Below are 21,783 nucleotides of genomic sequence, written 5' to 3'. Positions count from 1 at the left end.
ATTACAAAAACCTTACCAGGCGTCAAGCGGAATCGTGTCAATTGTTGCGACAGGTCAATTCCAACGCCAGGAATAATTCGTTGCGCAATCGCTTACGCAGCACCCTTATTGCGCGCCTATGTTACGCCGAATACCGACCGAAAAGGGATGACTTTTGCAAAGGGTGATCGACGTCACAATTTTGCGCTGTGGCAGTCGTGTCGAATGGGTTCGCACGAAAAAAGACCATGAAGATGTTGTTCGTTTGTTAGAATACTAGTCGATTTTTACAGAATGACACTCCGGAACTCAAAATGGCTAAAGACACCGCACCCGAGGCAAAAATCGCGCAGCTTTCAGAGATGCAGCGTTATGTCACTCAGCATCGCGGCACGGAACCGCCTTTCAGTGGCGCACTGCTGCATAACAAGCAGGAAGGCATTTACCACTGCTTAGTGTGCAACTCACCTCTGTTTCTCTCCGACTCCAAATACGATTCAGGCTGTGGCTGGCCAAGCTTCTATCAGCCTTACAGTGATGATGCTATCCGTTATCTGGAAGATGATTCGCATGGCATGCACCGTGTGGAAATTCGTTGTGGCAATTGCGATGCACATCTCGGCCATGTCTTCCCGGATGGCCCACAGCCTACCGGTGAGCGTTATTGCGTTAACTCCGCATCGCTAAGCTTTAGCGATGAGCAGGGCAATCAGCAAGAGGGCTGAGCATGAAACAAGAACTGGAAGCGATGCTGGCAGCGATGACGCCGGAAGTTTACGAGCGTTTGGCCAGTGCCGTGGAAACTGGCAAATGGCCGGATGGTGTGGCGTTAACGCCGGAACAACGTGAAAACTGTCTGCAGCTGGTGATGCTGTGGCAGGCGCGTCATAACGACGATCCACAGCATATGACCATCGGCAAGGGTGGTGAAATGGTGATGAAGTCGAAAAAGCAGTTGAAGGAAGATTTCGGCATTGAATCGGAAGTGACACGCATCAACCTGCACTGACAGGCAAATGGGCTGGTTTTCACCAGCCCATTTTTCAGATTATTACCGCACCCTGTGCTTCCATTTGGGCGATGGCAATTTCACTGTCATCTGGATTGAGGTTCACGCCACGGCAACCCTCTTTTACCACTTCAACGTTGTAACCCAATTCCAGCGCATCCAGCACGCTGTACTTCACGCAGTAATCGGTGGCAAGACCCAGCACCACCAGGTCGCTGATGTTCCGTTCACGTAGCCAGCTGTCCAGCTCAGTTTTACGGCGATGGCCGTTGTCAAAGAATGCGCTGTAACTGTCCACCTCGACGTCACCGCCTTTGTGGAACACCGCGTCAATCAGGCTACGGTCCAGCTCGGGATGAAAATCGGCACCGACAGAGTTTTCAACCCCATGATCGGGCCACCAGATCTGTGCCAGACCGTTTAACTCACCCAAGGTGTAAACCGGTTCGCCTGATACTGAGGCGAAGCTGCCATGATTGGCTGGGTGCCAGTCCTGTAATGCCACAACGCATTCACCCCGATCACGGAATTCACGTGCGTAACGATTGGCAACGGCAACCGTTTGATCACCTTCACGCACCGCCATAGGGCCGCCGGGGCAAAAATCGTTCTGAATATCGATGATTATCAATGCCCGCTTCATTACATCTCGCTCCGTATCAGTCGTCGGTCAATTCGCCGCGTAAATTCTGTTGCATTTTGGCACGAATTTCAGTGCTGGTGAGATTTTGGCTCAACAAAAAGTGCAGTTTTGTTAACGTAGCCTCAACAGTGAGGTCAAAACCACTGATGACGCCTGCATGCTCAAGTGCGTTACCGGTGGCGTAGCCGCCCATATTCACTTTGCCGGACATGCACTGCGTGAGGTTCACTACCACAATGCCGCGATCGCTGGCCTGATGAAGCTCAGCCAAAAACTCGGCGTTTTGCGGCGCATTTCCCACGCCATAGGAGCGAAGAATCAATGCTTTCACCGGCTGGCGCAGGAAATTGCGCACCACATCCGCGGAGATGCCCGGATAAATGGTGACCACACCGATGGGCTGCGGCGTAATGGGATGCACGATCAGGTCGCCTTTGCCTTGCGGTGCCGCAGGGGTATTCAGCTTGCGAATGTGAATGCCGGCTTCCAGCAGCGGTGACAGGTTAGGTGAAGCAAATGCATTAAAGCCATCGGCGTGGGCTTTGGTGGTTCGGTTGCCGCGGAACAGCGTGTTGTTAAAGAACAGCGCGACTTCACTAATGGGATAATTCGCCGCGACATACAACGAATTGAGCAGGTTCTGTTGGCCATCTGAGCGCAACTCAGCCAATGGAATCTGTGAACCGGTAACGATGACGGGTTTGGACAGATTTTCCAGCATGAAAGATAACGCCGAGGCGGTAAACGCCATGGTATCGGTGCCATGCAGGATCACGAAGCCATCATACTGGTCATAGTTCTGCTTGATATCGTCAGCAATCGATTGCCAATCCGCTGGCGTCATGTCTGACGAGTCCATCAAAGGATGATATTCGTGGATGGTAAAATTCGGCATCTCAGGCCGATGGAACTCTGGCATGTTCGCCAGTTGCTGCTGCAGATGACCGGAAACCGGAATGTAGCCCTGAGCAGAGCGTTGCATACCGATAGTACCGCCCGTGTAGGCTACGTAGATGTTTTTCTTTTGCATGAGGAACTCAGACTTGCCGTAAAACGCGCAGTATAAGGGGATTAACAGCGAAAAGCAGCCCGACCAGCGGCCGGGCTGTAAAGATTAACGTACGTTGCCGCAATTCAGGCAGAACGCGTAACGATTTTGTGGATCGTTAAGGTTATTCATCAAACCTGGCTGATCTTTCACTGCGCTCATCACATCCAGCATTGGCGCAGGCAGCCACACTTTGAGTGCAGCAGGCAGCATGGCTTGAGCCGACGCGTTCATCTGATTGAGCAGCAAATCGATCATGCCTGGATCATCCTGATACCAGCTCAGTTGTGGCTTAGCGACTTTTGCCAACTCGGCGGCTTTCGCCACGGCGTCGTCAAAATCACCCAGTGCATCGACTAAACCATTGGCTTTCGCATCGCTACCCGTCCAGACGTGACCTTGCGCGATAGCATTGATCTGCTCAGGTGTCTTATGGCGCGATGTCGCCACCAGGCCAACAAAGTTGCGATAACCGTTCTCAATGGTCAGTTGCATCAATTGCTGCACTTCAGTCGGCAAGGCTTTGGTGGTCGCCACGTCAGCCAGCGGGGAAGTGGCGACGCCGTCGGTGTGCACACCAATGCTGCTCAGGCTGTTCTCGACGGTGTTGATCACCCCGAAAATGCCGATCGATCCGGTGAGCGTGCTCGGTGCTGCCACGATGTAATCCGCTGGCGTTGAGATCCAATAGCCGCCTGAAGCCGCCATACCGCCCATGGAAACCACCACCGGTTTGCCGGCATCATGCGCGGCGGCCAGCTCTTCACGAATCGCTTCTGAGGCGGAAACGCTGCCGCCTGGGCTGTTCACGCGCAGGACAATGGCTTTGATTTTCGGATCGAGGCGTGCATCACGAATCTGTGACGCGGTGGTATCGCCGCCCACGTTGCCCGCCGTCTCTTCTCCATCCATGATGGCGCCGCTGGCGAAGATCACGGCAATATTGCCATCCTGATCCTGCTGCGGCTGTTTCACGGTGTAATCATAAATGCTGACGTTGCGATAATCGTTATTGGCCTTATCCCAACCGAAGGTTTTCACCAACTCCTGGTCTGCGGCAGCACGGCTATCCAGTACATCAACCAGTTTATTGTTCAGTGCATACTTGGCGGTATCACCATCGACAGCCTGCAAGCCGCTAATGATGCCTGCTGCGCCAGGGAAGAGTTGGTCTGGCGTGATCTGGCGGTTGGCGGCAACGGTGTTCAGGTAGTTCTGCCACAGCTGACCTATCCAACGACCATCGGCATCACGGGCTTCGGGTGACATATCATCACGCAGGAAGGGCTCAACGGCGGATTTATAGGTCCCGACGCGGAAGACGTGTGAGTTGACCTTTAACTTCTCCAGTAAGGATTTGTAATACAGGCCGTTGGTGGCGAAGCCGTGCAGATCAACCGTACCTTGCGGTGACAGGTAGATTTTGGTCGCATAGCTGGCGATGTAATATTGCGCCTGGCTGTAGCTATCACCAATCGCATAGATGGGTTTGCCCGTATCGCGGAATTCACGCAGTGCTTTGCCCACATACTGCAGCGACGGTTGATCGCCCCCGGCGAAGTCACGCAAGTCCAGCACGATGCCGGTAATGTTCTTGTCGGTCTTCGCCTGACGAATCGCATCCACCACATCGAACAAAGAGTTTTCCTGCAAGCGGTCGCTGCTGGCACCCAACAGCTGACGACTGATGCGGCTCAGACGATTGCTGACGGAAGGCTTATCCACCAGTACACCGCTTAAATCAACTTTCAGCGCACCTTGTTGCACGGGCTCACTGCTGCTGGCGCTGGAAAGCTGTAACCAGATGCCAACGCCAGCCAGAATCAGAACAATAAGGAATAAATTAAGAATAAATTCCCGAATGAAATTTAACACCCGCCAGCTCCAGCGGAACAGACCGGCAATAATTCGCCACAATGTGCGCATAAACTCTCCATATTCACGTAACAGGGCAGTCGCCACGCGCTCTGCCCCGATGTTGGCTTCATCCTAAAGAGCGGCGTGCGAAATGTCAGCAGGAAATCGCGCCAGACTGTTACAAAAGATCGCGCTGTGCCAGGATTAGCCGACGCTTTTTATTCACGGGAGAATAATCATGGATGCATTGGATTTATTAGTTAACCGTCGTTCAGCATCACGCCTTGCAGAACCGGCACCCGCAGGTGAGGCGCTGCAAAACATTTTGCATGCAGGATTACGCGCGCCAGATCACGGCACACTGCAGCCCTGGCGTTTCATCATTGTTGAGAATGAGGGTCGTGAACGTTTCGCTAAGCTGCTGGAGCAGGCAGCGCGCGACACTCATCAGGATGATAAAGCCATCGAAAAGGCGGCATCGGCCCCATTCAGAGCACCGATGATCATTACTGTGGTGGCGCGCTGTGAAGAACATGCCAAGGTGCCGCACTGGGAACAGTTGGTGTCAGCGGGCTGCGCGGTGATGGCGATGCAGATGGCGGCAGTAGCGCAGGGCTTTAACGGTATCTGGCGCAGCGGCCCCTGGACCGATAATGTGGCTGTTCGTGAAGCCTTTGGCTGCCGTGAGCAAGACGCGATTGTGGGTTTCCTTTACCTCGGCACGCCACAGCTTAAAGCCAACACCACCGTGGTGGCACCCGATACGGCACAATTTGTCAGTTATTTCTGACAGACAACAGCGGGTTTCTGCTGCAGGGTGAGCGCGGTTGCAAAGATTGCACACCGCGTGTGCGAAAGATCGAGGTTAGGTCGCGCAACACTTACCACCGGCTGGCAGCCAGGCTAACATAACGCCTTCTGTACAGCGCATAAGGAACCCGCCATGAGTGAACCGCTTCGTTTGACGCAATACAGCCATGGGGCTGGCTGCGGCTGCAAAATATCTCCGCAGGTGCTGGAAACCATTCTACGCAGTGAGCTGACGCCTTTTCACGATCCACAACTGCTAGTGGGCAATGAAACCCGTGATGATGCCGCCGTCTACGATCTGGGTAACGGTACGGCGGTGGTCAGCACCACCGATTTCTTCATGCCTATCGTGGACGATCCTTACACGTTTGGCCGTATCGCGGCCACCAATGCCATCAGTGATATCTATGCCATGGGCGGTAAACCGATCATGGCGATTGCGATCCTCGGATGGCCGATAAACGTCCTCAGCCCTGAGGTGGCGCAACAGGTGATTGAAGGTGGACGAGCGGCGTGCCAGGCGGCAGGTATTGCGCTGGCGGGTGGGCACTCTATTGATGCGCCAGAACCGATCTTTGGTCTGGCTGTCACCGGGATCGTTGATGTGGCGCGCGTGAAGAAGAACAGCGCGGCATTGGCGGGTTGTCAGCTTTTCCTGACCAAGCCACTGGGCATTGGTATCCTGACCACCGCGGAGAAAAAAGGGCTGCTGCGTCCTGAGCATCAGACGCTGGCGGCAGAGGTGATGTGTCAGCTGAATAGCGCTGGCGCAGAGTTTGCGAAACTGGCCGGCGTCAGTGCCATGACGGACGTCACCGGTTTTGGTTTGCTGGGCCACCTGAATGAAATTTGCCAGGGTTCTGGCTTACGAGCGGAAGTGGTGGTCGCGCAGGTTCCGCGGTTACCTGGCGTGGATGATTACATCGTGTTAGGCGCGGTGCCTGGCGGTACTGAGCGCAATTTCGCCAGCTATGGTGCGCATATTTCCCCAATGGATCAGGCCACGCGTGCATTACTGTGTGACCCACAAACTTCAGGTGGACTGCTGGTGGCGGTGCAACCCAGCGAGGTGGACGCTTTCCAGCGTTGTGCTGCATTAGCCGGCGTGCAGGCGACAGCAATAGGTGCGCTGTTTGCTGCTGATCATGCTCATCCACTCATTATAGTCGTGAACTGACGTTAAAGGATCGACGCCACACATGCGTTTGTTTATTGCCGAAAAACCCAGTCTGGCGCGCGCCATTGCTGATGTCCTGCCAAAACCGCATCGTCGCGGTGATGGTTTTATTGCCTGTGGTAATGACCAGATGGTGACCTGGTGTGTGGGTCATCTGCTTGAACAGGCGCAGCCAGAAAGCTACGACAGCCGTTATGCCCGCTGGAATCTGGCTGATCTGCCGATCATCCCGGAAAAGTGGCGCCTGCAGCCGCGCCCCTCGGTGGCGAAGCAGCTCAAGGTGATTGAAGGCTTGCTGCAACAGGCAACTGAAGTGGTCCACGCCGGTGACCCGGACCGTGAAGGCCAGTTGCTGGTGGATGAAGTGCTGGATTATTTGCAGTTGCCGCCGGAAAAACGGCAAAAAGTTCAACGCTGCCTGATAAACGATCTTAACCCGGCAGCAGTGGAGCGTGCGGTAGGGCGTCTGCGTGAAAACCGTGAGTTCATCCCGCTGTGTGTCTCTGCGCTGGCCCGTGCCCGCGCGGACTGGCTCTATGGCATCAATATGACGCGTGCCTGGACACTGCTAGGGCGTAATGCCGGTTACGATGGTGTCTTATCGGTGGGGCGCGTGCAGACACCCGTGCTGGGGCTGGTAGTGCGTCGTGATGAAGAGATCGAGAACTTTATCCCGAAAGATTATTTTGAAGTGAAGGCGCACATCGTCACGCCGAAAGATGAGCGCTTTATTGCCACCTGGGTGCCCAGTGATGCCTGTGAACCCTGGCAGGATGATGAAGGCCGCCTGCTGCATCGCCCATTGGCCGATCACGTATTAGAGCGCATCAATGGCAAGCCGGCGCTGGTGACTGGCTACAACGATAAACGCGAGTCGGATACGGCGCCGCTGCCGTTTTCACTCTCCAGCCTGCAAATCGAGGCGGCTAAGCGCTTTGGTTTGAGTGCGCAGAACGTGCTGGATTGCTGTCAGCGTTTGTATGAAACCCACAAGCTGATTACCTATCCCCGTTCTGACAGCCGCTATTTACCGGATGAACACTTTGCGGGCCGCCACGCGGTGCTGAACGCCATTCAGGCGCATCAACCCAACCTGACGCCGCCAGCGGACTTCAATCCCGATCAGAAAAATCGCTGCTGGGACGATAAAAAAGTCGATGCTCACCACGCCATCATTCCCACGGCGCGTGCCAGTAAAGTCAATCTGACGGAAAACGAAGCTAACATTTACGGTTTAGTCGCGCGTCAGTATCTGATGCAGTTTTGCCCTGATGCGATATTCCGTAAATGCGTCATTGACCTCGATATTGGCGGCGGTAAGTTTATCGCCAAAGCCCGTTTTCTGGCTGAAGCCGGATGGCGCGCTTTGCTGGGCAGCAAAGAGCGGGATGAAGAGAATGACGGAACGCCGCTGCCGGTAGTGAGTAAAGGCGATGAGCTGTTGTGCGAGCGCGGTGAAGTGTTGGCAAAGCAGACACAGCCGCCGCGCCCCTTCACGGATGCCACGCTGTTATCCGCGATGACCGGCATCGCGCGTTTTGTACAGGATAAAGAATTAAAGAAAGTGCTGCGTGCGACCGATGGTTTAGGAACGGAAGCGACGCGCGCGGGCATTATCGAATTGTTGTTCCGTCGAACATTTCTGGTCAAAAAAGGCCGCTATATTCATTCAACGGAAGCGGGAAGGGCGTTGATTCATGCCTTACCTGAAATGGCGGCGCGACCGGACATGACAGCGCATTGGGAATCGACATTGACTCGTATCAGTGAGAAAGCCTGCCGTTACGATGAGTTTATGCAGCCGCTGGTCAGCACCTTGATTGGGTTGATTGGCGAAGCGCGCCAGCGACCGTCATTACAGTCGTTTAGAGGCATTGCCGCACCGGCAGGCAAGCGTAAAGCGAAACCGAAATCGACCCGGCGTAAAACCAAGGAGACAGAGTGATGCGTTATGCTCTCGTAGTGCTGAGCCTGATGGTGATGTGCAGCACGGCTGCACAAGCCAACCGCCAGCCGGAAAGAAGCATGGGAAATACTGATGTGGTGGTGGATATGCCACCGGAAGTCTGGACGCAGGGACAGAACACTCAGCAGAGCAACTGCATGCAGTGCTGTACTTATGAAAACCGCAGTTATTCGGAAGGTGCAGTGGTAAAAGCAGAAGGTGTGCTGTTGCAATGCGGGCGCGATGAGAAAGTACTGGGAACCAACCCGCTGATCTGGAAAATCATCAAATAAAAGCGCGTGGCGTTAGGCGCCACGCAGCTTCATCACAGTTTAAATGTTGACCACACTGGCGCGTGATCTGACGGTTTTTCCATGCTGCGGATGTCGTAATCGATCCCACTCTCAATGCAACGCGAGGCCAGCGGCTGGCTGGCCAGCAGCAGATCGATACGCAGACCGCGGTTGTCATCGAATCCTTTAGAACGGTAATCGAACCACGAGAAGCGATCGTTGGTATCGGGGTATTTGTCACGCCAGGTATCAACCAAGCCCCAGTTCATCAGGCGATCCATCCACTCACGCTCTTCTGGCAGGAATGAACATTTACCGGTGCGCAACCAGCGTTTGCGGTTGTCTTCGCCAATGCCAATATCCAGATCGGTGCTGCTGATGTTCATATCACCCATGATCAGCACCGGTTTATCGACGGCCAGCTGCTGCTCAAGATAATCTTGTAGATCGCGATAAAACTTCTCTTTCGCCGGGAATTTGGTCGGGTGGTCGCGGCTCTCACCTTGCGGGAAATAGCCGTTAATCACGGTAATGTCGCCGATTGGACTCGGGATTTCCGCCATGATTAAGCGGCGTTGTGAATCCTCATCATCACCGGGAAAACCACGGCGTACAGAGACAGGTTGCTGCTTAGTGAGCAACGCCACACCGTAATGGCCTTTCTGGCCGTGATAAAAGACGTTGTAACCCAGTTTGCTGACATCTTCGAGCGGGAACATGTCGTCATGAACTTTGGTTTCTTGCAGGCCGATAACGTCCGGCTGATGCTGCTCAACCAGCGCTTCAAGCTGATGAGGGCGAGCGCGCAAGCCGTTGATGTTGAAAGAGATGAATTTCATTTCGCTGCCATTTTTTTCCGCAAAAGTATGCCGGGATGGTAACGAGTTTTCGCTTAAAAGTCATGGATTGGATCGGAAGGTAGTCTCACTGCGTTCGACTCGAACCTTCGGTCGAAGCTTCTCATCCTTCTCAAGTGCTTTATGTGAGAGTTTGTAGCTGATTAGGAATGGGAGAATATTGGATGGTGGCGGGAGAAGGATTCGAACCTTCGAAGTCGATGACGGCAGATTTACAGTCTGCTCCCTTTGGCCGCTCGGGAATCCCGCCTGGGATATAAAGCTCTTAACGATTCAGGCAAGGAGTTAATTCAGATGGTGGCGGGAGAAGGATTCGAACCTTCGAAGTCGATGACGGCAGATTTACAGTCTGCTCCCTTTGGCCGCTCGGGAATCCCGCCACTGGCCTGAATTAAAGTGCCTGAAAGCGGGGCGCATCATACCAAATGCGCTCTGACTGTAAAGCGCTGAAAACGAAATTATGAATCGTTTGACCACTTTTCACGCGTGGCGCTGAAGAGTTGCACAATTCAGCGCCGCACAGATTAAAGAATGATGGTGCGGTTGCCGTAAACGAACACCCGCTGACCCAGCACTTTATACAGTGCACGGCTCAATACATTCTTCTCAACATCACGTCCGGCACGCATCATCTCTTCTGCGGTATAGCTGTGATCGACATTGATGACGTCCTGCATAATGATTGGACCTTCATCAAGGTTATCATTCACATAGTGTGCCGTTGCGCCAATGATCTTCACGCCGCGCTCATACGCCTGGTGGTAAGGACGAGCGCCGATGAACGCGGGCAGGAACGAGTGGTGAATATTGATGATCTGATTCGGGTAACGCTGCACAAAGGCCGGCGTCAGCACACGCATATATTTCGCTAACACGACGTAATCCGGTTGGTAACGATCGATTTCGTCACCCATGCGATTGTCGTGCTCTTCACGGGTTAATCCTTCGTGGCTCACCAGCACGAACGGAATATCGAAACGCTCGACCAGTGAACGCAAGGTTTCATGGTTACCGATGACCGCGGCGATCTCCATATCGAGACCCCCAAAGGCGCTTTTCATCAGTAAATCACCCAGGCAGTGCGCTTCTTTGGTGACCAGAATTACCACGCGGCGGCGTCCTGCGCTCTGCAGTTCACGCACCGAGCCAGCTGGCAGCGCGCTGTCGAGATCGGCCAGCAAGGTGTTGTCGTTGAAAATCCCTTCAAGCTCTGTGCGCATGAAAAAGCGCCCGGTACGGTGATCGACAAACTCATTGTTCTGCACAATGTTCAGTTCGTGCTTGTAGCAAATGTTGGTGATCTTAGCGATCAGCCCTTTTGCATCAGGGCAAATGGTTCGTAAAACTTTTCGTTGCGTGTTTGGCGCTTGCATCTCGATCAGAGTCCTGTCAAAGCGATGAATGGTAAAGCCGTTGTGCATCTGTCCAGATTAGCCACAACATTTTTTGTATTTTTTATCGGAGCCACAAGGACAGCGATCGTTACGCCCTAATTCCGGCGTTGTACCGTCTACATAGTACCAGCGTTGATCCTCACGAAGAAAGCGTGAACATTCATAGATGGCTGAAGTCCGCTCTTTTTCGCGGTAACGCGCAAAAAAGGTCACAAAGGCTTCATTAACATGGTTTCCATTAATACAACGGGTTACATTCAGACCCAGCCATTCGGTGTTGGAAAAACTTTCGGATAATAGCGTCTCAAGGTCAGCCACGCGCTGACTGGAGTGCCAGGTCGATGCCAGATAGGCGGCATTTTTCTCAACATAGGCGGTATAACGTGACCGCATCAATTGTTCAGCGCTGGTGGGGATATCATGGCCACTCAGAAAGGGTTGGCAACATGAGCTATACTGCTTTCCGCTGCAGCAGGGGCACTTTTCGGACACGTCATCTCCTGTGAGTGATTAAACTAAATTAACGTGTGCGCTATGGTAGCCGACTGCTGAGTGTGATGCTACGTACCAGATGAATCACGAGGTGCGATGAGAAAGGTAAGAATTGGGCTGGCTCTGGGTTCAGGTGCTGCCAAAGGCTGGGCGCATATAGGTGTTATCAATGCTTTAGAGCGCGCCGGGATTGAAGTTGACGTGGTTGCTGGCTGTTCTGTCGGTGCTTTAGTGGGATCAGCTTACGTGAATGGCCGACTCGGTCTGATGGAGAAATGGGTCAGTGCATTCCGTTATTGGGACGTCATCCGCTTAATGGATCTCTCCTGGCAGCGCGGAGGATTGTTACGCGGCGACCGCGTGTTTAGCCATATTCGCCAGTTGATTCCCAATGAATTTATCGAAGGGTGCGACAAACCTTTTGGTGTTGTCGCGTCAAATTTAAGTACCGGGCGTGAGCTATGGTTAACGGAGGGTGATCTCCACCAGGCGGTTCGCGCGTCATGCAGCATGCCAGGCCTGTTACCTCCGGTTAGCTACAATGGTTACTGGCTGGTGGATGGTGCGGTGGTGAATCCGGTGCCGATTTCGCTCACGCGTGCACTCGGCGCTGACATTGTTATCGCGGTTGATCTACAACATGACGCGCATTTGATGCAGCAGGATCTGTTGTCGGTCACGCCACAAAGCGGTGAAGAAGAAGCCGCCGCTGAAGCCCTCAGTTGGGGCAAGAAACTGCGCCAGCGCATTCTGGGATTGACGCATCGCCGGGCCAATCAAACGCCGGGTGCGATGGAGATTATGTCAACCTCGATCCAGATACTGGAAAACCGTTTGAAGCGTAATCGCATGGCAGGGGATCCGCCGGATGTCCTGATCCAACCGTTTTGTCCGCAGATATCCACATTGGATTTTCATCGTGCAGAAGAAGCCATCGCGGCAGGTAAAGCCGCTGTTGAGAAAAAAATGGATGAACTATTACCGCTGGTCCGTGGCAGATAATCAGGTTGTTCATTCACAGCTTTTGCGACTTCAGTCAATTCTGAAAGGCGCAACTGCGTTTTATGAACCACTATTGAAATATCTGGTACACAGGGGGAGAGAATGGAAAAGCCACTAATCGGCAAAAAAATACTCATTGTCGAAGATGAGGTCGTTTTCCGTTCATTACTGGACAACATGCTGGCGGGTCTGGGCGCCAGTACGCTGGAAGCCGGCGATGGCCTGGATGGCTTAACGCTGCTGTCAGCGCAGGCGGTGGATCTGGTGATTTGCGATTTGGAAATGCCGCGTATGGGCGGCATTCAGTTTGTTGAGCGCATCCGCAGTCGCGGCAATAGCGTCCCTATCTTGATCATTTCCGCCACGCAGAATATGGCCGACATTGCGCATGTGCTGCGGCTTGGCGTGCAGGATGTGTTGCTTAAACCTCTTAAAGACCTCGAACGTTTCCGTGAAGCGGTTTATGAATGTCTTTATCCTTCGATGTTCACCTCAAAAGTTGAAGAAGATGAACAGTTGTTCCAGGACTGGGACGCGCTGGTCCGCGATCCGCTAGCCGCGTCTAAACTGCTCAAACAGTTGCAGCCTCCAGTGCAACAAACCATTGCCAACTGCCGGATTAATTATCGTCAACTGACGATGGCGGAGCAGCCGGGTCTGGTGCTGGATATTGCTGCGCTATCGGACAAGGATCTCGCCTTCTACTGCCTGGACGTCACCCGCGCGGGTGATAACGGCGTACTGGCGGCATTGTTGTTGCGCGCATTGTTCAATGGATTGTTACAGGAACAACTTTCTGGGCAGAATCAACGTCTGCCAGAACTGAACGGCTTGCTCAGGCAGGTCAACATGCTGCTGCGTCAGGCCAATCTCAGTGGGCAGTTCCCATTACTGGTCGGTTACTACCATCGTCAGCTGAAAAATCTGATTCTGGTCTCCGCTGGACTTAACGCAACGTTGCACATCAACACCCACCAGATTCAACTCAGTAATGGCGTGCCGCTTGGTACTATGGGCAGCACGCACCTCAATCAAATCAGCCAACGTGCCGATGCCTGGCAATGCCATGTGTGGGGCGCGGGCGGCAGGCTTCGCCTGATGCTTTCGGCTGAAGAATAAGCGGTTGGATTTATATTTTTCGCGGGTTGGAGACAGGGCCAAGGGTAAGCTTTACACTTGGGTAATAGTCTTAAATTCCGCGGATTAACTCCATCCAGGATAAATCCGTCTGATAGTAACTGATATACTCATTTCGTTTTTAAACCGACATATCAAGTATTAACTTGAACGGCCTATGAAGAGAGGTATTTAGATGTCTGCCTATAAGTCTAAAGTAAAAAAAGCGGTAATCCCGGTTGCGGGTCTGGGTACGCGTATGCTGCCTGCTACCAAAGCTATTCCAAAAGAGATGTTACCGCTGGTCGATAAGCCGCTGATCCAATATGTCGTGAATGAGTGTATTGCTGCGGGCATTAATGAGATTGTGCTGGTCACCCACTCATCTAAAAACGCCATCGAAAACCATTTTGATACCAGTTTCGAACTGGAATCTATGCTGGAAAAACGCGTTAAGCGTCAGTTGCTGGATGAAATCCAGTCTATCTGCCCACCACACGTCACCATCATGCAGGTTCGTCAGGGTATTGCAAAAGGCCTGGGCCACGCAGTGATGTGTGCACATCCACTGGTGGGTGATGAGCCAGTTGCGGTCATCCTGCCGGATGTGATTATTGATGAATACGAATCCGATCCTACTAAAGACAACCTGGCAGAAATGCTGGCGCGTTATGAAGAAAGCGGTCGTAGTCAAATCATGGTTGAGCCAGTAGCCGACGTGACCGCTTACGGTGTAGTTGACTGCAAAGGTGCCGACCTTGCCCCAGGCCAGAGCGCGCCAATGGTGGGTGTCGTTGAGAAGCCGAAAGCGTCTGAAGCACCTTCCAACCTCGCGGTTGTCGGTCGCTATGTGCTGTCAGCGGATATCTGGCCGCTGTTGGCAAAAACCCCTCCGGGCGCAGGTGGCGAAGTTCAGCTGACTGACTCCATCGCCATGCTGATGGAAAAAGAGACCGTAGAAGCTTACCACCTGACCGGTGTGAGCCATGACTGCGGTAACAAACTGGGTTATATGCAAGCTTTTGTTGAGTACGGTGTACGTCATCCGGTGCTGGGTAAAGACTTTACTCAATGGCTTGAAGGCGCGGTAGGCAACAAAAAGTAATTCATTAAACACAGGATAATTCAATGAAAGTCACTGTATTTGGTATCGGCTATGTCGGTCTGGTTCAGGCTGCAGTGTTAGCTGAAGTCGGACATGACGTTCTCTGTATTGATGTCGATGAAAAGAAAGTCGAAAACCTGAAAAAAGGCCATATTCCGATTTTCGAACCGGGTTTGACGCCGCTGGTGATGTCTAACTATGAAGCGGGCCGCCTGAAGTTCAGCACCAATGCAGAAGAGGGTGTTAACCACGGCGTGATGCAATTTATTGCAGTGGGAACCCCGCCGGATGAAGACGGTTCTGCCGATCTGAAATATGTGACTGCAGTTGCGCGCACCATTGCCGCGCACATGAGCGATCATAAAGTCGTTATCGACAAATCCACAGTGCCTGTCGGGACGGCGGATCGCGTGCGTGCAGTGATGACAGAAACATTGCAAAAACGTGATGTTAACATCCCGTTTGATGTGGTTTCTAACCCTGAATTCCTCAAGGAAGGGGCTGCAGTAAACGATTGTATGCGTCCTGAGCGTATTGTCGTGGGTACCGATAACGATGATGTGGTTGAACTGCTGCGTGAACTCTACGAGCCGTTTAATCGTAATCACGACCGTATGATTTTGATGGATATCCGCAGTGCAGAGCTGACCAAGTACGCGGCAAACTGCATGCTGGCCACCAAAATCAGCTTTATGAACGAGATCTCAAACCTGGCAGAACGTCTGGGAGCCGACGTTGAGAAAGTGCGTCAGGGGATTGGATCGGATTCACGCATTGGTTACCACTTCATCTACCCTGGCTGTGGCTACGGTGGTTCGTGCTTCCCGAAAGACGTGCAGGCGCTGATTCGTACTGCTGAGTCTATTGGTTACACGCCGCGCCTGTTACAGGCGGTAGAAGATGTGAACGACTCGCAGAAAAACAAACTGCCAAGCTTTATCAAGCGCCATTTTGGCGACGATTTGCGCGGCAAGACGTTTGCACTGTGGGGACTGGCCTTCAAACCCAATACGGACGACATGCGTGAAGCCTCCAGCCGTGTGCTGATGGAAACGCTGTGGGAAGCGGGTGCGACTATTCAGGCATTTGACCCAGAAGCGATGGAAGAAGCCCAACGCATCTATGGTCATCGTGACGACCTGAAGCTGACGGGCACGAAAGAAGCTGCACTTCAGGGCGCAGATGGCTTAGTAATCTGTACTGAATGGCAGAATTTCCGTGCACCAGATTTCGACGTTATCAAAACCGCGTTAAAACAACCCGTGATTTTTGATGGTCGTAACCTGTATGATCCGGAACGTATCAGCAAACGCGGCTTTACTTATTATGCAATTGGCCGCGGAGCGTCAATCCAAATCGTAGAATAAATGAGGGAAGTATGAAGTTTCTGGTCACCGGCGCGGCAGGGTTTATTGGATTTCATGTAAGTCAGCGTTTGCTGGCCGCCGGTCACCAGGTTGTCGGTATAGACAACCTGAATGACTATTATGACGTCAGCCTTAAACAGGCTCGCCTGGATCAGATCCTTCAGCACCCTGAATTTATTTTCATCAAAATGGACCTGGCAGACCGCCAGGCCATTTCTTCTCTGTTTACCCAGCACGGCTTTGAGCGCGTTATTCATTTGGGTGCCCAGGCAGGGGTGCGTTATTCCATTGAAAACCCTCACGCCTATGCGGATGCCAATTTAATTGGCCATCTGAATATTCTGGAAGGCTGTCGTCACCATAAAATTGGCCACCTGCTTTATGCCTCATCCAGTTCCGTGTATGGACTGAATCGTAAAATGCCTTTTTCAACTGATGACTCAGTTGACCATCCTATTTCATTGTATGCGGCCACCAAAAAAGCTAATGAATTGATGTCGCATACCTATTCACATTTGTATCAGTTACCTACTACCGGTTTACGCTTCTTCACTGTTTATGGTCCATGGGGCCGTCCCGATATGGCGCTATTTAAGTTCACGCGTGCCATGCTGGCTGGTGAGCAAATTGATGTATATAACCGCGGGCAAATGACGCGTGACTTTACCTACATTGATGATATCGCTGAAGCGATTGTGCGCCTGCAAAACGTTATTCCGCAGGCCGACGAAAGCTGGACCGTAGAACAGGGCTCTCCTGCATCAAGTTCTGCACCTTATCGCGTCTACAATATCGGAAATAGCCAGCCAACCAGCCTGATGACCTATATCGAATCACTGGAGAAAGCGTTGGGTATTGAGGCGAACAAAAACATGCTGCCTATGCAACCGGGTGATGTGCCTGGCACCAGCGCCGATACGCAGCCGTTGTATGAGGCGATTAATTTCCGCCCGCAAACGGGTGTAGAGATTGGCGTACAAAACTTTGTGGATTGGTATCGCGATTTTTACCAGTAACAGCGCAGCATAAAAAAGGAAGCCAGTGGCTTCCTTTTTCTTACCCGGTGTAAAGTGAAACAGCGTTATTGCCTTTCACAATGCGAAGCTCTGGCGTGATTACAGCAGGAAATCGTCCAGTTGTTTGCCTTGTTCTTCGATGGCTTTTTTAATCACTGCTGGCGTGCGGCCCTGACCAGTCCAGGTACGGTTTTCACCGTTTTCATCAACATAGGAATATTTCGCTGGACGCGCAGCACGCTTGGCTTTTCCTGGTGCTTTGGTCTCTGACAGCGCCTGCAGCAATTCGTTTGGATCGATACCATCAGCAATCAGCATTTCACGGTATTGTTCCAGCTTGCGACTACGTTCTGCATTTTCCGCCTGTGCATGCGTCTCTTCTTCACGACGCTCATTCACCACAACTTCGAGTTTTTCCAGCATCTCTTCCAGTGTTTCCAGAGAGCATTCCCGAGCTTGCGCGCGCAATGTACGGATATTATTAAGAATTTTAAGTGCTTCGCTCATTGTCCTAATCTCAAAATATAATAAATGGGAATTGTTCTGCCGACTCATAATAGTGGGGCGAAAAAATAACTGCAATAGCCAGATTAAAATGTAAAACGTAAAGTAAAAGTCAGGAATGCCATTTTAAAGCGACCTGCAAAATATATTTAACTTTCTCTGTTTTTTTACCACCTTGATTTTTCCTGCTTCATAACAGTGCAATGCCCGAATCCTTACACTTAGCGGTAATAAAGTTGAATAAAATGTCAGCACACGACCTTCTTTGTCAAAACGTGCGGTTTAAGGCTGAGACTGAATCACTCAGTCATTAATGGCGTTAATTTGAACAAACGATAAAAATAATGCATCGCTACAGGATCGCGCGTTTATGGTAGACTGCGCGACATCTGAATTGCGCTGCGATGAGATTTTGCACATGGCTCAACTTTATTTTTATTACTCCGCAATGAACGCGGGGAAATCAACGGCTTTGCTACAGTCTTCCTATAACTACCAGGAGCGTGGCATGCGGACATTAGTGTATACCGCCGAGATAGATGACCGCTTTGGTGCGGGTAAGGTTAGTTCACGTATTGGTCTTTCGTCTCCCGCCTTTTTATATAACGCTCAAACGAAACTAGACCAGCAAATAGCGGATGAACACGCGAAGCAACCGGTTCATTGCGTTCTGGTTGATGAAAGCCAGTTCCTGACGCGTGAACAAGTAAGATCCTTGTCTGATGTGGTCGACAATATGGATATTCCGGTATTGTGTTATGGACTACGCACCGATTTTCGCGGAGAACTCTTCGTGGGGAGCCAATATTTGCTGGCGTGGGCGGATAAACTGGTTGAGCTAAAAACCATCTGCCATTGTGGTCGCAAAGCCAGTATGGTGTTGCGCCTGGATGCCAATGGAAAACCTTTCAGCGAAGGTGAGCAGGTGGTTATTGGTGGCAACGAACGCTATATTTCGGTGTGCCGTAAACACTATAAGCAAGCGATAGATGAAGGTTCGTTGAAAGCCATTTACGGCTCACACTCCTCTCCGGTTTGATCATGCCAACATAAAAAAACCCGCCGCAGCGGGTTTTTTATTTATGACAACTTATGCTTTCTTGGTTTTCTTCTCAACTTTCACCGCTTTCTCATCGACGAGTTCAGCAGTAGCGCTCTCTGACTCTGAGAATTCACGGCCGTAGAAGGTATCCAGCATGATTTGTTTCAGTTCAGCGATCAGTGGGTAGCGCGGGTTAGCACCGGTACACTGGTCATCAAAGGCATCGTCTGCCAGTTTATCGACTTTCGCCAGGAAGTCCGCTTCCTGTACGCCCGCTTCACGAATGGATGTTGGAATACCCAACTGGGTTTTCATCTCTTCCAGCCATGCCAGCAGTTTTTCAATTTTCTGTGCGGTGCGGTCACCTTCGGCGCTCAGGCCCAAGTGGTCGGCAATTTCCGCATAACGACGGCGAGCCTGTGGACGGTCATACTGGCTGAATGCCGTCTGCTTAGTTGGGTTATCATTCGCGTTATAACGGATGACGTTACAAATCAGCAGGGCGTTAGCCAGGCCATGTGGGATATGGAACTCTGAGCCCAATTTATGCGCCATTGAGTGACACACGCCCAGGAAGGCGTTAGCAAAGGCGATACCGGCAATGGTGGCCGCATTGTGCACACGCTCACGCGCAACGGGGTTTTTGGCACCTTCGCGATAGCTGGCTGGCAGGTTCTCTTTCAGCAGTTTCAACGCTTGCAGGGCTTGTCCGTCAGAGTACTCGTTGGCCAGTACTGAGACATAGGCTTCCAGTGAGTGGGTTACGGCATCCAGACCTCCAAATGCACAGAGGGAACGCGGCATATCCATGACTAAGTTAGCATCGACAATCGCCATGTCAGGCGTCAGGGCATAATCCGCTAATGGATATTTCTGACCGGTCGCATCGTCTGTGACCACCGCAAACGGAGTCACTTCTGAACCCGTGCCGGACGTGGTGGTAATCGCCACCATGCGCGCTTTTACGCCCATTTTCGGGAACTTGTAGATGCGTTTACGGATATCCATAAAGCGCAGTGCCAGTTCTTCGAAATGGGTTTCTGGATGTTCGTACATCACCCACATAATTTTCGCGGCATCCATCGGTGAACCACCACCCAAGGCGATAATCACATCCGGTTTGAAGCTGTTCATCTGCTCCGCACCTTTACGCACGATGCTCAGGGTTGGGTCAGCTTCCACTTCAAAGAAGACTTCGGTTTCGATACCGTGGGATTTCAGTACGCGAGTGACCTGATCCGCATAGCCATTGTTGAACAAGAAGCGGTCAGTCACGATAAAGGCGCGTTTTGCACCGTCAGTGGCGACCTCTTCAAGTGCAATTGGCAGTGAGCCACGACGGAAGTAAATTGACTTCGGAAGTTTATGCCACAACATATTTTCAGCTCGCTTGGCCACGGTTTTCTTGTTGATGAGATGTTTAGGTCCCACGTTTTCAGAAATGGAGTTACCACCCCATGAACCACAGCCCAGCGTTAATGATGGCGCAAGTTTGAAGTTGTACAGGTCACCGATACCGCCTTGTGAAGCCGGGGTATTAATCAAGATACGTGCCGTCTTCATCTTGTCGCCGAAGTAGTGCACGCGCTCGTGCTGGTTATCCTGGTCAGTGTACAGACAAGAGGTGTGACCGATACCGCCCATGGCAACCAGTTTCTCTGCTTTATCTACCGCATCGTGGTAATCCTTCGCACGGTACATGGCCAGCGTCGGTGACAGTTTTTCATGCGCAAAAGGCTCAGATTCATCAACCAGCTTCACTTCACCAATCAGAATTTTGGTCGAGGCGGGCACGCTAATGCCGGCCAGTTCAGCAATCTTATAAGCAGGTTGACCCACAATGGCGGCGTTAAGTGCGCCATTTTTCAGGATGATGTCCTGAATCGCTTTCAGTTCTTTACCTTGCAGCAGATATCCGCCATGGGTGGCGAAGCGTTCGCGAACGGCATCGTAGACAGAATCAACCACAATGACGGACTGTTCAGACGCACAGATAACGCCGTTATCGAAAGTTTTGGACATCAGAATTGAAGCAACTGCACGTTTGATATCCGCGGTCTCATCGATCACCACTGGCGTGTTACCGGCACCCACACCAATTGCTGGTTTACCTGAACTGTAGGCGGCTTTCACCATGCCTGGGCCACCGGTGGCCAGAATCAGGTTGATGTCTGGATGGTGCATCAGTTGGTTAGACAGCTCGACAGAAGGCGCGTCAATCCAGCCAATAATATCCTTCGGCGCACCGGCAGCAATGGCCGCCTGCAGCACGATATCCGCTGCTTTGTTGGTGGCGTCTTTGGCGCGTGGATGCGGTGAGAAGATAATGCCGTTACGCGTTTTCAGGCTGATGAGTGCTTTAAAGATAGCGGTAGAGGTTGGGTTAGTGGTCGGCACAATACCGCAGATCAGGCCAATCGGCTCGGCGATAGTGATGGTGCCGAAAGTGTCATCGGTGTCTAACACACCGCAGGTTTTCTCATCTTTATAGGCGTTGTAGATGTACTCTGAAGCGAAGTGGTTCTTGATCACTTTATCTTCAACAATGCCCATACCGGATTCGGCAACAGCCATCTTAGCGAGGGGGATGCGGGCATCAGCGGCGGCAAGTGCAGCAGCGCGGAAAATGGTATCAACTTGTTCTTGGCTAAAATTGGCGAATTCACGCTGTGCCTTTTTAACACGCTCAACCAGTGCATTAAGCTCGGCAACATTAGTAACGGCCATAGTACTCTCCTGAAGGAAGTTAAACTCTTTTAGTAAACAAGCCTGAGTTCAGAAGTATAGTCGCGCTATGCTTATACGTTGCTCAGGATGGCGGTGATTTGCCGTTGCTTACTAAAAGGGTTTCCTGGTCAAGAAGCCTGTGTCTCTGTAACAAGTTTCGATGCGGTAAGATTACCCCCGATGAGGTAGCTGAATTTTGATGCAGATCAATTGGCATCCAAGCTGACACCATTCAGCACTGACTTTCGCAACTAAAGTAACTTTCGCGAGGCTTCTGGCCGGGACGGATTTGATGAAGGGTGTGCACTGGACGCTAACCGCAGATAAATAAACTGGATTCTGGCAAAAATGGCAGCATAAATTTCTGCCTGACCCACTGGTTTTTCATCGGGCTTTTGCA

Annotated in this window: 20 protein-coding genes and 2 tRNA genes; 12 read left to right on the top strand and 10 right to left on the bottom strand. The window is 51.9% G+C overall.

Annotated features, from left to right (window positions below; translation table 11 throughout):
- Nucleotides 1-293 precede the first annotated feature (293 nt).
- A complete protein-coding gene (gene msrB / locus ACPUC8_RS01375) occupies nucleotides 294-704 on the top strand; it encodes a peptide-methionine (R)-S-oxide reductase MsrB (RefSeq protein WP_039335474.1) in 411 nt (136 codons plus the stop codon).
- Between the two features lie 2 nt (nucleotides 705-706).
- On the top strand, nucleotides 707-988 hold the full coding sequence (locus ACPUC8_RS01370; protein ID WP_039335477.1) for a YeaC family protein: 282 nt from the start codon (nucleotides 707-709) through the stop codon (nucleotides 986-988).
- A gap of 34 nt (nucleotides 989-1,022) precedes the next feature.
- Here ACPUC8_RS01370 and pncA read toward each other — a convergent pair whose 3' ends face one another.
- The 3 genes from pncA to sppA form a co-directional block, all read right to left on the bottom strand.
- Nucleotides 1,023-1,631 (bottom strand): bifunctional nicotinamidase/pyrazinamidase, encoded by a 609-nt coding sequence (gene pncA, locus ACPUC8_RS01365; protein ID WP_058969531.1) that lies wholly within the window; start codon nucleotides 1,629-1,631, stop codon nucleotides 1,023-1,025.
- A 16-nt stretch (nucleotides 1,632-1,647) separates the two neighbouring features.
- Nucleotides 1,648-2,661, bottom strand: a complete 1,014-nt coding sequence (ansA, locus tag ACPUC8_RS01360) for an asparaginase (RefSeq protein WP_039335481.1) — start codon at nucleotides 2,659-2,661, stop codon at nucleotides 1,648-1,650.
- Nucleotides 2,662-2,745: 84 nt separating this feature from the next.
- Nucleotides 2,746-4,605 carry a signal peptide peptidase SppA gene (gene sppA / locus ACPUC8_RS01355; protein ID WP_058969529.1) on the bottom strand — a complete coding sequence of 620 codons (1,860 nt, stop codon included), beginning with the start codon at nucleotides 4,603-4,605 and terminating at the stop codon, nucleotides 2,746-2,748.
- Between the two features lie 169 nt (nucleotides 4,606-4,774).
- Here sppA and ACPUC8_RS01350 point away from each other — a divergent pair, with 169 nt between their 5' ends.
- From ACPUC8_RS01350 to ACPUC8_RS01335, 4 genes are all read left to right on the top strand, one after another.
- Nucleotides 4,775-5,326, top strand: a complete 552-nt coding sequence (locus ACPUC8_RS01350) for an NAD(P)H nitroreductase (RefSeq protein WP_039335485.1) — start codon at nucleotides 4,775-4,777, stop codon at nucleotides 5,324-5,326.
- Nucleotides 5,327-5,479: 153 nt separating this feature from the next.
- Nucleotides 5,480-6,523 carry a selenide, water dikinase SelD gene (selD, locus tag ACPUC8_RS01345; protein ID WP_494925473.1) on the top strand — a complete coding sequence of 348 codons (1,044 nt, stop codon included), beginning with the start codon at nucleotides 5,480-5,482 and terminating at the stop codon, nucleotides 6,521-6,523.
- 22 nt (nucleotides 6,524-6,545) lie between these two features.
- A complete protein-coding gene (locus tag ACPUC8_RS01340) occupies nucleotides 6,546-8,468 on the top strand; it encodes a DNA topoisomerase III (RefSeq protein ID WP_039334584.1) in 1,923 nt (640 codons plus the stop codon).
- Nucleotides 8,468-8,761, top strand: a complete 294-nt coding sequence (locus tag ACPUC8_RS01335; RefSeq protein ID WP_039334587.1) for a YnjH family protein — start codon at nucleotides 8,468-8,470, stop codon at nucleotides 8,759-8,761. The genes ACPUC8_RS01340 and ACPUC8_RS01335 overlap by 1 nt, the downstream gene beginning before the upstream one ends.
- Nucleotides 8,762-8,793: 32 nt before the next feature.
- On the opposite strand, the gene xthA is transcribed toward ACPUC8_RS01335, so the two are convergent.
- The 5 genes from xthA to ACPUC8_RS01310 form a co-directional block, all read right to left on the bottom strand.
- Complete coding sequence (xthA, locus tag ACPUC8_RS01330; protein ID WP_039334589.1) at nucleotides 8,794-9,600, bottom strand: exodeoxyribonuclease III; 807 nt, start codon at nucleotides 9,598-9,600, stop codon at nucleotides 8,794-8,796.
- 183 nt (nucleotides 9,601-9,783) lie between these two features.
- Nucleotides 9,784-9,868: transfer RNA gene (locus ACPUC8_RS01325), tRNA-Tyr, on the bottom strand.
- A gap of 45 nt (nucleotides 9,869-9,913) precedes the next feature.
- Nucleotides 9,914-9,998: transfer RNA gene (locus tag ACPUC8_RS01320), tRNA-Tyr, on the bottom strand.
- Nucleotides 9,999-10,142: 144 nt separating this feature from the next.
- Nucleotides 10,143-10,991 (bottom strand): formyltetrahydrofolate deformylase, encoded by an 849-nt coding sequence (purU, locus tag ACPUC8_RS01315; protein WP_039334733.1) that lies wholly within the window; start codon nucleotides 10,989-10,991, stop codon nucleotides 10,143-10,145.
- A 57-nt stretch (nucleotides 10,992-11,048) separates the two neighbouring features.
- Entirely contained in the window at nucleotides 11,049-11,504 is a 456-nt protein-coding gene (locus ACPUC8_RS01310; protein ID WP_494925472.1) for a YchJ family protein, read from the bottom strand.
- 96 nt (nucleotides 11,505-11,600) lie between these two features.
- Between ACPUC8_RS01310 and rssA the strand changes: the two genes are divergently transcribed.
- From rssA to ACPUC8_RS01285, 5 genes are all read left to right on the top strand, one after another.
- Entirely contained in the window at nucleotides 11,601-12,506 is a 906-nt protein-coding gene (rssA, locus tag ACPUC8_RS01305) for a patatin-like phospholipase RssA (protein ID WP_039334594.1), read from the top strand.
- 102 nt (nucleotides 12,507-12,608) lie between these two features.
- The gene (gene rssB / locus ACPUC8_RS01300; RefSeq protein ID WP_039334596.1) at nucleotides 12,609-13,625 is read left to right on the top strand and encodes a two-component system response regulator RssB; all 1,017 of its coding nucleotides are present in this window, start codon (nucleotides 12,609-12,611) and stop codon (nucleotides 13,623-13,625) included.
- A gap of 193 nt (nucleotides 13,626-13,818) precedes the next feature.
- The gene (gene galU, locus ACPUC8_RS01295; protein ID WP_034828817.1) at nucleotides 13,819-14,727 is read left to right on the top strand and encodes a UTP--glucose-1-phosphate uridylyltransferase GalU; all 909 of its coding nucleotides are present in this window, start codon (nucleotides 13,819-13,821) and stop codon (nucleotides 14,725-14,727) included.
- Between the two features lie 23 nt (nucleotides 14,728-14,750).
- Nucleotides 14,751-16,094, top strand: coding sequence for a UDP-glucose dehydrogenase family protein (locus ACPUC8_RS01290; protein WP_058969515.1), 1,344 nt, complete (start codon nucleotides 14,751-14,753; stop codon nucleotides 16,092-16,094).
- Nucleotides 16,095-16,105: 11 nt separating this feature from the next.
- Nucleotides 16,106-17,110, top strand: coding sequence for an NAD-dependent epimerase (locus tag ACPUC8_RS01285; RefSeq protein WP_494925471.1), 1,005 nt, complete (start codon nucleotides 16,106-16,108; stop codon nucleotides 17,108-17,110).
- A gap of 99 nt (nucleotides 17,111-17,209) precedes the next feature.
- On the opposite strand, the gene hns is transcribed toward ACPUC8_RS01285, so the two are convergent.
- The gene (hns, locus tag ACPUC8_RS01280; RefSeq protein WP_039334602.1) at nucleotides 17,210-17,617 is read right to left on the bottom strand and encodes a histone-like nucleoid-structuring protein H-NS; all 408 of its coding nucleotides are present in this window, start codon (nucleotides 17,615-17,617) and stop codon (nucleotides 17,210-17,212) included.
- Nucleotides 17,618-18,032: 415 nt separating this feature from the next.
- On the opposite strand from hns, the gene tdk reads away from it, so the two are divergent.
- Nucleotides 18,033-18,653: a thymidine kinase gene (tdk, locus tag ACPUC8_RS01275; RefSeq protein WP_039334734.1), complete on the top strand. Its 621-nt coding sequence runs from the start codon at nucleotides 18,033-18,035 to the stop codon at nucleotides 18,651-18,653.
- 51 nt (nucleotides 18,654-18,704) lie between these two features.
- On the opposite strand, the gene adhE is transcribed toward tdk, so the two are convergent.
- A complete protein-coding gene (gene adhE / locus ACPUC8_RS01270; protein ID WP_039334604.1) occupies nucleotides 18,705-21,383 on the bottom strand; it encodes a bifunctional acetaldehyde-CoA/alcohol dehydrogenase in 2,679 nt (892 codons plus the stop codon).
- Nucleotides 21,384-21,783: the final 400 nt, after the last annotated feature.

Source organism: Pantoea sp. CFCC18177, from assembly GCF_059412425.1.
The sequence above is the reverse complement of the archived record's forward strand: the minus strand, read 5'-3'. Positions and strand labels throughout refer to the sequence as shown.